The following is a 14,081-nucleotide window of genomic DNA, read 5'->3' as shown; positions in this document are numbered from 1 at the left end:
TCGCGGTCTGCCCTCGCGACGCGCCTGTTCAAGCGCTCGCTGCGAACTCGTCGAGCCGCTCACCGACAGATCCGTGCACTGTCTTCGAATCACCACCCCGATCCGCGCACCCGGAAAACCTGCAGGACGTGATCCAGGCGCTGAAGACACCGACGCCAACTCGGCTTCGCGCGACTGGCGACGGCGACCGCCTGGGCGTCGTCACGAAGGACGGGCCAGATCATCTTCCCGGACCGCCAGCTGATGCTGTTCGCGGAGGAAGTGCTGTCGCGCAACCCGGGCGCGCAGATCATCTACGACGTGAAGTGCACGCGCCATCTCGCGCAGTGGGTGAAGGCGAAGGGCGGCGAGCCGCTGATGTGGAAGACGGGCCATTCGCTCGTGAAGGCGAAGCTGCGCGAGACGGGCGCGCCGCTCGCGGGCGAGATGAGCGGCCACGTGTTCTTCAAGGACCGCTGGTACGGCTTCGACGACGGTCTCTACACGGGCGCGCGCCTGCTCGAGATCCTCGCGAAGACGGCCGATCCGAGCGCGCTGCTCAATGCGCTGCCGGACGCGATGAGCACGCCGGAACTGCAGCTCAAGCTCGAGGAGGGCGAGAACTTCCGCCTGATCGAGAAGCTGCAGCAGGAAGCGAAGTTCGACGGCGCCGACGAAGTCGTGACGATCGACGGGCTGCGCGTCGAGTACCCGGACGGCTTCGGCCTCGCGCGTTCGTCGAACACGACGCCGGTGGTCGTGCTGCGGTTCGAAGCGGAGACCAAGGAAGGGCTCGAGCGCATCCAGGCGGACTTCCGCCGCGTGCTGACGGCCGCCAAGCCGGACGTCGAGCTGCCGTTCTGAACGACGTGCGCACGCGTGCTGCCGACGCATCCGATGCATAGGGAGACAGGCCTCGTGCCGCGTCGGGCGCACGCGCGTGATACCACCCGTTGACAACACAACGAACCGTTCGGGGCTTGCGCCCCGTTCGGCTTTTCATGGCGCCGGAGCAATTGGGAGGAAAGGGATGTCAGGCTATCGCGAATTGAAGGCGCAAGCCAATGAACTGATGAAACGTGCCGAGGAAGCGCGACAGGCCGAACTCGAGACCGTGCTGCAGGAGGTCCGTACCCGTGTCGCCGAATATGGGTTGACCCCGAGACAGATATTCGGCCGTCAGGGCAGTGCCGCGAGGGCGGCGCGAAAAACGCCTGCCGTCGCGCCGAAGTACCGCGATCCGAACACCGGGGCGACGTGGTCCGGCCGGGGACGCGAGCCGGCATGGATCAAGGGGAAGCGCCGCGAGCGCTTCCTGATCGAGCGTCAGGAGGGTTGAACGCGACATTGCGCGCTGCCCATAAAATGGAGGCGTCCGTCGGCCCGCGCTTCGCCACGACCCTGGCGACGCGCGGGCCGGCTCACCCGCGACCTCCAAGGCCACCATGGAAATCAAATGGATCGAGGATTTCCTCGCGCTCGCGCAATACCAGAGCTTTTCCCGCGCGGCTGAATTTCGCAACGTCACGCAATCGGGCTTCAGCCGCCGCATCCAGTCGCTCGAGCAGTGGATCGGCGCCGAGCTGATCGACCGCAGCAGCTTTCCGCCGGTGCTGACGCCGGCAGGGCGCCTGTTCCGCGAAACGGCCGAGGACGTCATCAGCCGCCTGTACGATACCCGCGCGATCATCCGCACCGAGCAGCGGATCGCCGGCAAGAGCCTGCAGATCGCCGCGGGCCACACGATCGCGCTGAGTTTCCTGCCGGCCTGGCTCAAGGCGCTCGCGACGCATTTCGGTGAAGTGCGCGCGCGTGTCATTCCGACGAACGTCCACGACTCGATCCTGATGCTCGTCAACGGCAACTGCGAGCTGATGTTCGCGTATCACCATCCGGAGCTGCCGCTCCATCTCGACCCCGCGAAGTACGCGCACCTGACGGTGGGCCTCGACACGCTGATGCCGGCGTGCCGGCCGAACCGTCGATCGGCGCCCGCGTTTCGCCTGCCCGGAACGAAGCAGAATCCGCTGCCGCTGATTACCTACACGGAAACCAGCTACTTCGGCCGCTGTCTCGCGCTGCTGCTCGGCCGCGCACCGGATGCGCCGGCCTTGCAGCTGCACTACGAGTCCGACATGGCCGAAGTGCTCAAGAAGCTCGTGATGGAAGGCGAGGGCGTCGCGTGGCTGCCCCGCAGCGCGATCGCCGCCGAACTGGCGGCCGGCGACCTCGTGCCGGCCGGCCCGGCAGCGTGGAACCTGGACGTCGAGCTGCGCGTGTATCGCGACGTGTCCAATCGCAGCGAATTCCTCGACACCCTCTGGCAGCATCTGCGCGCGGCGCCTGCCCGGCTCGGCTGAATCAGGGTTTTCCCGCGTTATGCGGCGCTCGCATACCGCCATGTCGCACCGGCATCACGGCTTTTTCGACCGTCCCTACCATTCGTTCCAACGGCACATGCGACGCGCGACCGGCGTCGCGCGGCCTTCTTCGCAGCGCTCGCCGCCTTCCGGCGGCCGGGTGCCACCCAAGGACGAATGGACATGAAAAATCGCCTCACCTTAAGCATCGCAGTCGGCATGATCCTCGGTGTCGTCGCCGGTTATGCGTGCCACGCCAACATCGCGGACCCGGCCACCCTCAAGACGATCGCCGGCTACTTCTCGATCGTCACCGACATCTTCCTGCGCCTGATCAAGATGATCATCGCGCCGCTGGTGTTCGTGACGCTCGTGTCCGGCCTGGCCGGCATGGACAGCGGCGAGGACGTCGGCCGCATCGGCCTGCGCTCGCTCGGCTGGTTCGTCTGCGCGTCGCTGATTTCGTTGAGTCTCGGCCTCGTGATGGCCAATGCGCTGCAGCCGGGCGCCGGCCTGAACCTCGTGGCGAGCGCGGGTGAGGTCAACACCGGACTGAACACCGCCGCGCTGAACGCCCGGGACGTGATCACGCATGCGTTCCCGACCAGCCTGCTCGACGCGATGGCGCGCAACGACATCCTGCAGATCCTGGTGTTCTCGATCTTTCTCGGCGTCGCGCTGAGTGCGTTGAAGCGCGACCCGCGCGTTAGCGTCGTGATCCAGTCGATCGACGGGATGGTGCCGGTGATGCTGCGCCTGACGAACTACGTGATGCGCGCGGCGCCGCTCGGCGTGTTCGGTGCGATCGCATCGTCGGTCACGCTGCGCGGGCTCGACGTGATCTATACGTACGGGAAGCTGATCGGCGCGTTCTATCTCGGCTTGCTGGTCCTTTGGGCGATCCTGATCGGCGTCGGCTACGTGTTTCTCGGGCGGCGCGTCGGGAGCCTGCTGAAGGCCGTGCGCGAGCCCGCGCTGATCGCGTTCTCGACCGCCAGCAGCGAGGCCGCCTATCCGCGCCTGACCGAGCAGCTCGAGCGCTTCGGCGTCGACAAGAAGGTGGTGGGCTTCACGCTGCCGCTCGGCTACGCGTTCAACCTCGACGGATCGATGATGTATCAGGCGTTCGCGGCCATCTTCATCGCGCAGGCGTTCGGCGTGCACATGCCGCTGTCGGAGCAGGTGTTCATGCTGCTGGTGCTGATGCTGAGCAGCAAGGGCATGGCGAGCGTGCCGCGCGGCTCGGTGGTCGTGGTCGCGGCGGTCGCGCCGATGTTCCATCTGCCGGTGGCCGGCGTCGCGATGGTGCTCGCGATCGACCAGATCCTCGACATGGGCCGCACGATGACCAACGTGATCGGCAACAGCGTGGCGACGGCGGTGATCGCGAAGTGGGAGAGCCGGCGCGCCGCGCAGTCGCAGGACGCCGTATTCGAGCAGCCGGAGCTGAACGCATGATGCGCACGGATACGGATGGCGTGAATGCGCGGAGGAAATTCGGCGTGATCGGCGGCCTGGGGCCGCTGGGCAGTGCCGACGTGTTCTTCAAGATGGTGAAGGCGACGCCGGCGTCGTCCGACGAGGAACACGCCGAAATGATCTTCGAGCAATACCCGTTCAAGGGCTCGGGGTCCGGCAGTGCGGCGACCATCGAGCGCAAGCTGTACGTGTTCGACATGATCCGGCAGTTCGAGAAGCGCGGCGTGACGACGGTCGTGCTGCCGTGTTTCCTGAGTCACACGTTCATCGACGAATTGAAGGCGAATACGCGCCTGCCGATCGTCGATATCGTCGAAGCCGTTCGCTACCACGTGCGGCGCAAATACCCGGACGCGACGCGCATCGGCGTGCTGGCTTCCGACTACGTGCGGGACAAGCGACTCTTCGACACGTATTTCCCGTCGCCGCAGTTCGACGTCGTTCATCCGCGGACGCACGACGGGATCGATCTCGTGACGGAAGCCGTCTACGGCGCCGACGGCATCAAGCGCGGCAATCTGCGCGGCCGGCCGGTCGACCTGCTGCGCCGCGCATGCGCGGACCTGATCGATCAGGGCGTGCAGGTGATCGTCCCCGGCCTGACCGAGATCGCACTGGTCGCGGACGCCATCGGCCCGCTGCGCGTGCCGCTCGTGGATTCGAACCTCGCGTATGCGCAGTACGCGGTGACCGGGCACGCCGGTTCGCGCGCGGCGCCGTTCAAGGTCGGCGTGGTCGGCGGCGTCGGGCCGGCCGCGACGGTCGATTTCCTCGACAAGATCGTGCGCAACACGCCGGCGTCGCGCGATCAGGAACACATCAAGCTGCTGGTCGAGCAGAATCCGCAGATTCCCGACCGGACCGAGAACCTGACGGGCACCGGCACGGACCCGACGATCGCGTTGTACGCGACCTGCAAGAAACTCGAGGACGGCGATGCCGACGTCATCGCGATTCCGTGCAACACCGCGCATGCGTTCGTCGAGCGGATCCAGCCGTACCTCGGCATTCCGGTCGTCAACATGCTGACCGTCACGGTCGCGCATCTGCGCGATACGTATCCGGGGCTGCGCGACGTCGGCGTGCTCGCGACCTCCGGCACGATCGAAAGCGGGGTCTACCAGAAGGCGCTGGAATCGCAAGGATTGCGACAGGTTGCACCGACGCCCGCATTGCAGGTGCGCGTGATGGAAGCAATCTACGGGAAGCAGGGCGTCAAGGCCGGTTTCACGACCGGACAGTGCAAGGACGATATCGGCGCCGCCGTCGACGCGCTGATCGCCGAGGGCGTGCGGGTGATCGTGCTCGGTTGCACCGAGCTGCCGATCCTGCTGCCGGGCGGCGAATATGTCGCGCGGGACGGGCGTCGGGCGACGCTCGTCGATCCGACCGACGTGCTCGCCCGCACGTGCATTGCGTATGCGATGGCGGGTGGCGGCTGAGCCGGTGCCGGTGCGGGGCGCGAGCGCGAGCGGCAGACGCTCCGGAAGCGCGCGTCCTTCGGCGCGCGCTGTCGACGATCGAGCCGCCGTCCGGAAAAGCCGGCGTGATCCGGCGCGGTTTCCCGCATTCGCGCCGCTCTTGGAAAACTGTATGAATATACAGTATAGTATCCGTCGAACTCGAGCGGCGCGGGCATGACCCGTGCGGCACGTGCGCCGCGCCTGCGGGCATCCGCCGCAGCGTTCCGGCACCGTGAAATCCGGCTAACTCATTCAGACGGGCAGGCAAATTGTCATCCAGCAATCTGATCCGCATTCGCGGAGCACGTCAGCACAACCTCAAGAACCTCGATCTCGACCTGCGCACCGGCGAAATGACGGTCGTCACCGGCCCGTCGGGCTCCGGCAAGTCGAGCCTCGTGTTCGACACGCTGTACGCGGAAGGCCAGCGGCGCTACGTCGAAACCTTCAGCGCGTACGCGCGGCAGTTCCTCGACCGGATGGACCGTCCGCAGGTCGAGCGCGTCGACGGCGTGCCGCCCGCGATCGCGATCGACCAGACCAACCCGGTCCGCAGCTCGCGTTCGACGGTCGGCACGATGACCGAGCTCAACGATCACCTGAAGCTGCTGTACGCGCGCGCGGCCGAGCTGTTCGACCGCCAGACCGCGCGGCAGGTGCGGCATGACACGCCGGAGACGATCTACGCGGAACTCGTCGAGCGCACGCGCGCCGACGATCCGCGCGTCGTCGTCACGTTCCCGGTCGAGCTGCCGGAAAGCGTGTCCGACGAGGAAATCGCGCAGTGGCTGTCCGCGAGCGGCTACACGCGCGTGCAGGCGCAGCGCGAAGTCGCGTCGCCGACCGGCCCGCGCAAGCTGCTCGACGTGGTGGCCGACCGCTTCCGCGTGCAGCAGGCCGACAAGGTGCGCGTGGTCGAGGCGATCGAGGCGTCGCTGAAGCGCGGCGGCGGCCGCGTGAACGTCTACGTGCTCGCGCCGGAAGCGGAAAACGCGCTGGCCGAGCCGCAGGTGTGGCGTTTCTCCACCGGGCTGCACGATCCCGACAGCGACCTGCGCTACGCGGAGCCGCAGGCGGCGCTGTTCTCGTTCAACTCGGCCTACGGCGCGTGCGAGACCTGCCGCGGCTTCGGCCGCGTGATCGGCGTCGATCTCGGCCTGGTGATCCCCGACGCGCGCAAGACGCTGCGCGGCGGCGCGATCAAGCCGATGCAGACGCCCGCCTGGAAGGAGTGCCAGGACGACCTGATGCGCTACGCGGCGAAGGCCGACATCCGCCGCGACACGCCGTGGTCCGACCTGACCGACGCCGAGCGCGACTGGGTGATCAACGGCTCGCCGGACTGGAACGGCAAATGGCAGAGCCAGTGGTACGGCGTGAAACGCTTCTTCGGCTATCTCGAATCGAAAGCGTACAAGATGCATATCCGCGTGCTGCTGTCGAAGTACCGCAGCTACACGCCGTGCGAGGTCTGCGGCGGCGCGCGCCTGAAGACGGAATCGCTGCAGTGGCGGCTCGGCTCGAAGGCGAACGCCGATGCGGTGCTCGCGCCCGCCGATCGTTTCATGCCGCGCGGCGTCGACTGGACGCGCGCGCAGCTCGAAGCGCTGCCGGGCCTGACGGTGCACGACCTGATGCTGCTGCCGATCGAGCGCATCCGCCGCTTCTTCGACGAGATCACGCTGCCGAGTGCGCTGCTCGACGATGCGCTGAAACTGCTGCTCGCCGAGGTGCGCACGCGCCTGAAATACCTGTGCGACGTGGGGCTCGGCTACCTGACGCTCGACCGGCAGAGCCGCACGCTGTCGGGCGGCGAGGTGCAGCGGATCAACCTGACCACCGCGCTCGGCACCTCGCTCACGAAAACGCTGTTCGTGCTCGACGAGCCGAGCATCGGGCTGCATCCGCGCGACCTCACGCGAATCGTCGAGGCGATGCAGCGGCTGCGCGACGCGGGCAATACGCTGGTCGTCGTCGAGCACGATCCGTCGGTGATGCTCGCGGCCGACCGGCTGATCGACATGGGCCCGGGTCCCGGCGAGCGCGGCGGCACGATCGTCTACGACGGCACGCCGGCCGACATCCGTGCCGCGCGCACGCTGACGGGCGAATATCTCGGCGGCCGCAAGCACGTCGCGCATGCGTCGAACTGGGCGCGCCGCCCGGTCGACGCGAACACGCCGCGCATCGTGCTCGAAGGCGCGACCGAGCACAACCTGCGTAACGTGACGGTCGAGATTCCGCTGCAGCGGCTCGTGTGCGTGACGGGCGTGTCGGGCTCCGGCAAGTCGACGCTGCTGCAGGACGTGCTCTATCCGGCGATGGCGCGCCACCACGGCAAGGCGACCGAGTCGCCGGGCGCGTTCCGCACGCTCACGGGGGCCGACCAGGTCGGTGACGTCGTGTTCGTCGACCAGTCGCCGATCGGCAAGACCACGCGCTCGAACCCGGCCAGCTACGTCGGCGCGTTCGACGAGATCCGCAAGCTGTTCGCGAAGGCGCCGCTCGCGCTGCAGCGCGGCTACGGCGCCGGCACGTTCAGCTTCAACTCGGGCGACGGCCGTTGCCCGACCTGCGGCGGCTCGGGTTTCGAGCACATCGAGATGCAGTTCCTGAGCGACGTCTACCTGCGTTGCCCGGATTGCGACGGCAGCCGCTACCGCGCCGAGATTCTCGAAGTGCGCATCGAGCGCGACGGCCGCGCGCTGAACATCGCCGACGTGCTCGACCTGACCGTCAGCGAGGCGGCCGCGTTCTTCGCGACCGACGCCGAGGTGCTGCGCGTGCTGCAGCCGATCGTCGACGTCGGCCTCGAATACGTGAAGCTCGGCCAGCCGGTGCCGACGCTGTCGGGCGGCGAAGCGCAGCGGCTGAAGCTGGCCGGCTTCCTCGCCGAATCGGCGGCCGCGGCAGGCGGGCGCCGGGTCGCCAGCGAAGAGGCGCGCATCGCGCGCGCGAAGCTGTTCATGTTCGACGAACCGACCACCGGGCTGCACTTCGACGATATCGCGAAACTGATGCAGGCATTCGGCAAGCTGCTCGCGGCCGGCCATTCGCTGATCGTGATCGAGCACAACCTCGACGTGATCCGCGCGGCCGACTGGCTGATCGATCTCGGCCCGGAAGGCGGCGACGGCGGCGGCCTCGTGCTGTGCGCGGGCACGCCCGACGACGTGAAGGCGTGCGCGCAATCGCACACCGGCGTCGCGCTGCTGCAGTACGACCGCGCGATGGACGGCGAAGCCGCGCTCGCCGACGAAGGCGTGCCGCTGCAGGCCGTGCTGAACGCCGCCCGCGAGCGGCGCGCGATCGAGGGCGAGGACGTCGTGCGGATCGTCAACGCGCGCGAGCACAACCTGAAGGCGCTCGACGTCGACATCCCGCACGGCAAGTTCAACGTGATCACCGGCGTGTCGGGTTCCGGCAAGTCGACGCTCGCGTTCGACATCCTGTTCCACGAAGGCCAGCGCCGCTACCTCGAATCGCTGAACGCGTATGCGCGCTCGATCGTGCAGCCGGCCGGGCGGCCGGAAGTGGACGCCGTATATGGCATTCCGCCGACGGTCGCGATCGAGCAGCGGCTGTCGCGCGGCGGCCGCAAGAGCACGGTCGCGACCACGTCCGAAGTCTGGCACTTCCTGCGGCTGCTGTACGTGAAGCTCGGCCTGCAGCACTGCATCCACGACGGCACGCCCGTCACGTCGCAAACCGTCGAATCGATCGCCGCGCAGCTGCTGCGCGACCATCGCGGCGAGCACGTCGGTTTGCTCGCGCCGCTCGTCGTCAACCGCAAGGGCGTGTATACCGATCTCGCGAAGTGGGCGAAGGCGCGCGGCAGCACGCATCTGCGCGTGGACGGCGAGTTCGTCACGGTCGATCCGTGGCCGAAGCTCGACCGCTTCCGCGAGCATACGATCGAGCTGCCGGTGGCCGACATCGTCGTGTCGCCGGACCACGAGGCCGAGCTGCGGCGCCTGCTCGACGAGACGCTCGAGCTCGGCAAGGGCGTGATGCACCTGCTCGCGCCGCTCGACGGGCTGCACCACGCGATGCAGAACGACCATTCGACCGCGCGCGTCGGCGAGGTCAAGGTGCTGTCGGTCAAGCGTGCGTGCCCGGTGTGCGGCACGAGCTACCCGGAGCTCGATCCGCGGATGTTCTCGTACAACAGCAAGCACGGCTGGTGCACGACCTGCGTCGGCACCGGCGTCACGCTCACGCGTGAACAGCGCGCGGCGTACGACGACACGGTGCTCGCCGGAGACGATCGCGGCCGCGAACAGACCTTGCCGTCGGACGAGCAGGAACCGGAAGGCGTCGGCAACGAGCCGTGCCCGGATTGCGGCGGCACGCGCCTGAACCCGTCGGCGCGCGCGGTCACGTTCGACGCGCATCCGATCGTCGAGGTCGCGCAGTGGACGGTGTCCGATACGCGCCGCTGGATCGACGCGCTGGAACTGACCGGCCGCGACGCGCAGATCGCGCGCGACATCGTCAGCGAGATCGGCAGCCGCCTTGCGTTCCTCGAGGAAGTCGGGCTCGGCTACCTGAGCCTCGATCGCGCGGCGCCGAGCCTGTCGGGTGGCGAAGCGCAGCGCATCCGGCTCGCCGCGCAGCTCGGCAGCAACCTGCAGGGCGTGTGCTACGTGCTCGACGAGCCGACCATCGGCCTGCATCCGCGCGACAACCAGATCCTGCTGGACGCGCTGCGCAAGCTCGGCGACAAGGGCAACACGCTCGTCGTCGTCGAGCACGACGAGGACACGATTCGCCGCGCCGACCACATCATCGACGTCGGCCCGGGCGCCGGCAAGCGCGGCGGCACGCTGGTCGCCGAAGGGGCGGTCGCGGATCTGGCCGCGCAGCCCGATTCGGTCACGGGCCGCCTGCTCGCGCAGCCGATGACGCACCCGCTGCAGCCGCGCCGTGCGGTGAGCGTCGCGGGCAAGAAGGGCGCACCGGCGGTGCCGGAGGGCTGGCTGACCGTGCACGGCGCGACGCTGCACAACCTGCGTGACGTCACCGTCGGCATTCCGCTCGCGCGGCTCGTCGCGGTGACGGGCGTCAGCGGCTCGGGCAAGTCGACGCTCGCGCGCGACGTGCTGATGACGAACCTGCTCGACGCGGTTGGCCGCTCGGTGCTGTCGTCGCCGGCCACGCGGCGCGCGCGCAAGGCTGCGCAGCAGGATGCGCCGGCCACGAACCGCCGCTCGAGCGTGCTCGCACGCAGCGCGCCGCGGCCGTCGCTGAACGTCACGCATGCGTGGCAGGGCTGCGCGTCGCTGAGCGGCTGGGAGCAGATCGACCGCGTGCTCGAAGTCGACCAGACGCCGATCGGCAAGACGCCGCGCTCGTGCCCGGCCACCTACATCGGCGTGTGGGACACGATCCGCAAGCTGTTCGCCGATACGCTGGAGGCGCGTGCGCGCGGCTACACGGCGTCGCGCTTCTCGTTCAACACCGGCGACGGGCGGTGTCCGGCCTGTGAAGGGCAAGGCGTGCGCACGATCGGGATGAGCTTCCTGCCCGACGTGAAGGTGCCGTGCGACGTGTGCCACGGGCAGCGCTTCAATCCGGAGACGCTCGCGGTCACGTGGCGCGGCCGGAACATCGGCGACGTGCTGACGATGGAGATCGACGAAGCGGTGGAATTTTTCGCACCGATTTCGAACATCGCGCATCCGCTGCAGCTGATGAAGGACGTCGGCCTCGGCTACCTGACGCTCGGCCAGCCGTCGCCGACGCTGTCCGGCGGCGAGGCGCAGCGGATCAAGCTCGTGACCGAGCTCACGAAGGTGCGCGACGACATCACGCGGCGCGGCCAGAAGGCGCCGCACACGCTGTACGTGCTCGACGAGCCGACGGTCGGCCTGCACATGGCCGACGTCGCGAAGCTGATCCGCGTGCTGCACCGGCTGGTCGACGGCGGGCATAGCGTCGTCGTGATCGAACACGACCTCGACGTGATCGCGGAAGCCGACTGGATCATCGATCTCGGTCCGGAAGGCGGCGTGGGCGGCGGCACGATCGTCGCGGCGGCGCCGCCGGAAGGGCTCGCGCAGGTGAAGGCGAGCCATACCGGGCACGCGCTGAAGCCGGTGCTGGCGCGAACGGCGGCGCAAGACGGCGAAGCGGAGCAGCCGGGAGAAGTGCGGGTCGGTTGAACGCGGTGCTGCCGGTGAGCGGCCCCGGTGTCTGGGCAGGCACCGGGGCCGCTTTTGCATTCGTCCGTGCGATCGGCCGCTGCGACATCCCGTCGATCGGGCACCCGGCATGAATACATGGCTGCCCGGGATAGCGTGGCCGGATGCGTCGCGGCTGCCGTGCAACGTAGGTGACGCCGGGGACGCCGGTGACGCCGCCGCATCACGCGCGACAGGAACGGCTCGTCCCGGTCGAGCGGAAGACGGCGGCGCTATCTCATTCGCCCTTGACGCCGATCGTCTCGATGATGGTCTCCAGCTGCGGGCTCATCGGCAGGTTGAGGCTCATGCCCGACGGAAGCGGGCGCAGGAACCAGCGCTTGTACTGGCGCGTGATCTCGCCGTCGACGGCCAGTTCCTCGAACGTGCTCTTCACGACCTGCGCGAGCTGCGGATCGTCCTTGCGGAACATGATGCCGTACGGGTCGTAGGACAGGAAGTCGCCGACCACGTCGTACTGGCCGCCCTTGCCCGCATTCACGGCGATCAGGCCGTACAGCAGCACGTCGTCGGTCGCGAACGCATCGGCGCCGCCGCTCGCGACGAGCGCGAAGCCCTGCGCGTGATCCGGCACCACCTGCAGCTGGATGCCGAGCCTGAACCGCGCGTCCAGGTCGCGCAGCGCCTTCTCGTTGGTCGTGCCGGCCGTCACCGCGACTTTCTTGCCCGCGAGATCGCGGAACGAGCGGATCGGCGAGCCGCGTTTCACCATCACCTTCGTGCCGGCCACGAAGATGATCGGCGAGAACGCCACGCGCTTCTGGCGCTCCAGGTTGCTCGTCGTGGAGCCGCATTCCAGGTCGACCGTACCGTTGACCACCGCGTCGATGCGGTTCTCGGACGTGACCGGCACCCAGCGGATCGTCAGGTTCCGGTTGACCGCATCCTCGATCGACGACACGAGCGCCTTGCAGAGCTCGATCGAATAGCCGATCGGCTGGTTGCGCGCGTTCAGATACGAGAACGGGATCGACGCGTCGCGATAGCCGAGCGCGATCGTGCCGCTGCTGCGCACCTTCGCGAGCGTGCCGGTCAGTCGGGCCGGCGCGAACGGCTCGACGCGCGGCGGCGTGGACGGCGCATCTTCCGCGCGCGCGGTCGCGCCCGCGGCAAGCAGGCCCGCGAGCGCGAGCGCACGCCAGAATCGCTGCATCTTCATCGCCGGGCCTCCGTCAGACGTCCGTCGGATGCGCAATCGTCGCTTCCTGTTCCGCTTCGATGCGTGCCAGATTGGCTTCGGCTTCCGCTTCCGACATGAGCTGGTTTTCCCACTTCGCGACCACCGCGCTCGCGATCGAATTGCCGACCGCATTGGTGGCCGAGCGCCCCATGTCGAGGAACGTGTCGACGCCGAGAATCAGCAGCAGGCCGGCCTCCGGAAGCCCGAACTGGTGCAGCGTGGCGGCGATCACGACGAGCGATGCGCGCGGCACGCCGGCCATTCCCTTCGACGTGAGCATCAGGACCAGCAGCATCGTGATCTGCGTGCCGATCGACAGGTGGATGTTGTACGCCTGCGCGATGAACAGCGACGCGAACGTGCAGTACATCATCGAACCGTCGAGGTTGAACGAATAGCCCATCGGCATCACGAAGCTCGAAATCCTGCGTCGCACGCCGAACCGGTCGAGCGCGTCGAGGATCTTCGGATACGCGGCTTCGGAGCTGGCCGTCGCGAACGACAGCATGAATGCTTCCTTGATCAGCACCAGCAACTTGAATACGCGCGGCCCGAGGAACAGCAGCCCGGCACAGACGAGCAAGGCCCAGAGCAGGAACAGGCTCACGTAGAAGTCGCCCATGAACACCGCGAACTTCAGCAGCACCGACAGCCCGTTGACCGCGACGGTCGCGGCCATCGCGGCCATCACCGCGAGCGGCGCGAGCTTCATCACGTAGCCGGTGATCTTGAGCATCACGTGCGACAGCTGGTCGATCGCGGCGACGAGGATCTTGCCGCGCTCGCCGAGCGCGGCGAGCGCGACGCCGAAGAACATCGAGAACACGACGATCTGCAGGATTTCGTTGTTGCTCATCGCCTCGGCGAACGACCTCGGCACCATGTGGCCGACGAAATCCTTGAGCGTGAACTTGGAGGTCGCGAGGTTCGCCGATGCGCCGATGTCCGGCAGCGGCAGGCCGAGGTTCTCGCCGGGCCGCAGCAGGTTCGCCATGAACAGCCCGAGCAGCAGCGAGATTAGCGACGCGGTGACGAACCAGCCGATCGATTTCGCGAACACGCGCCCGACCGATGCCGCGTCGCCCATGTGCGCGATGCCGACGACGAGCGTCGAGAACACCAGCGGGCCGATCACCATCTTGATCAGCCGCAGGAACACGTCGGACACGAGCGAGATGTATCCGGCGATTTCGGTGGTGGCCTTTTTGTCGGGAAAGCTCGTGAAGATCATGTAGCCGATCAGGATGCCTGCCACCATCGCGATCAGGATCCAGACGGCTGCAGCATTTTTTTTCTGCATCGTGCGCCTCCCATGCACCGGTTCCGCAACCGGGGATGGAAGGACAATACAGGACCCGAACGGCGATGAACAGTGCAACCGGGGGCGGGTTTGCGCTAGCGCTGTGTCGCGACCGAT

Annotated in this window: 7 protein-coding genes and 1 pseudogene; 6 read left to right on the top strand and 2 right to left on the bottom strand. The window is 67.8% G+C overall.

The window, feature by feature from the left end; all coding sequences use genetic code 11:
* Positions 1-37 precede the first annotated feature (37 nt).
* From PL79_RS37275 to uvrA, 6 genes and pseudogenes are all read left to right on the top strand, one after another.
* Positions 38-843, top strand: a pseudogene (locus PL79_RS37275) (phosphomannomutase/phosphoglucomutase); the annotation flags it as partial.
* A 166-nt stretch (positions 844-1,009) separates the two neighbouring features.
* Positions 1,010-1,318, top strand: coding sequence for an H-NS histone family protein (locus PL79_RS28245; RefSeq protein WP_044846954.1), 309 nt, complete (start codon positions 1,010-1,012; stop codon positions 1,316-1,318).
* Positions 1,319-1,424: 106 nt separating this feature from the next.
* Positions 1,425-2,339, top strand: coding sequence for a LysR substrate-binding domain-containing protein (locus PL79_RS28240; protein ID WP_044846953.1), 915 nt, complete (start codon positions 1,425-1,427; stop codon positions 2,337-2,339).
* 183 nt (positions 2,340-2,522) lie between these two features.
* Positions 2,523-3,797 (top strand): dicarboxylate/amino acid:cation symporter, encoded by a 1,275-nt coding sequence (locus tag PL79_RS28235; protein WP_044846992.1) that lies wholly within the window; start codon positions 2,523-2,525, stop codon positions 3,795-3,797.
* The gene (locus PL79_RS28230; protein WP_044846952.1) at positions 3,794-5,260 is read left to right on the top strand and encodes an amino acid racemase; all 1,467 of its coding nucleotides are present in this window, start codon (positions 3,794-3,796) and stop codon (positions 5,258-5,260) included. The genes PL79_RS28235 and PL79_RS28230 overlap by 4 nt, the downstream gene beginning before the upstream one ends.
* Positions 5,261-5,550: 290 nt before the next feature.
* Complete coding sequence (uvrA, locus tag PL79_RS28225) at positions 5,551-11,445, top strand: excinuclease ABC subunit UvrA (RefSeq protein ID WP_044846951.1); 5,895 nt, start codon at positions 5,551-5,553, stop codon at positions 11,443-11,445.
* A gap of 256 nt (positions 11,446-11,701) precedes the next feature.
* On the opposite strand, the gene PL79_RS28220 is transcribed toward uvrA, so the two are convergent.
* Together PL79_RS28220 and PL79_RS28215 are read right to left on the bottom strand one after the other, a co-directional pair.
* Positions 11,702-12,643 (bottom strand): amino acid ABC transporter substrate-binding protein, encoded by a 942-nt coding sequence (locus PL79_RS28220; RefSeq protein WP_044846950.1) that lies wholly within the window; start codon positions 12,641-12,643, stop codon positions 11,702-11,704.
* Between the two features lie 13 nt (positions 12,644-12,656).
* Entirely contained in the window at positions 12,657-13,964 is a 1,308-nt protein-coding gene (locus PL79_RS28215; protein ID WP_044846949.1) for a dicarboxylate/amino acid:cation symporter, read from the bottom strand.
* Positions 13,965-14,081 lie beyond the last annotated feature (117 nt).

The organism is Burkholderia sp. USMB20 (assembly GCF_000949135.2).
Lineage (GTDB): Bacteria > Pseudomonadota > Gammaproteobacteria > Burkholderiales > Burkholderiaceae > Burkholderia.
This window is presented reverse-complemented; position numbering and strand designations above follow the sequence as displayed.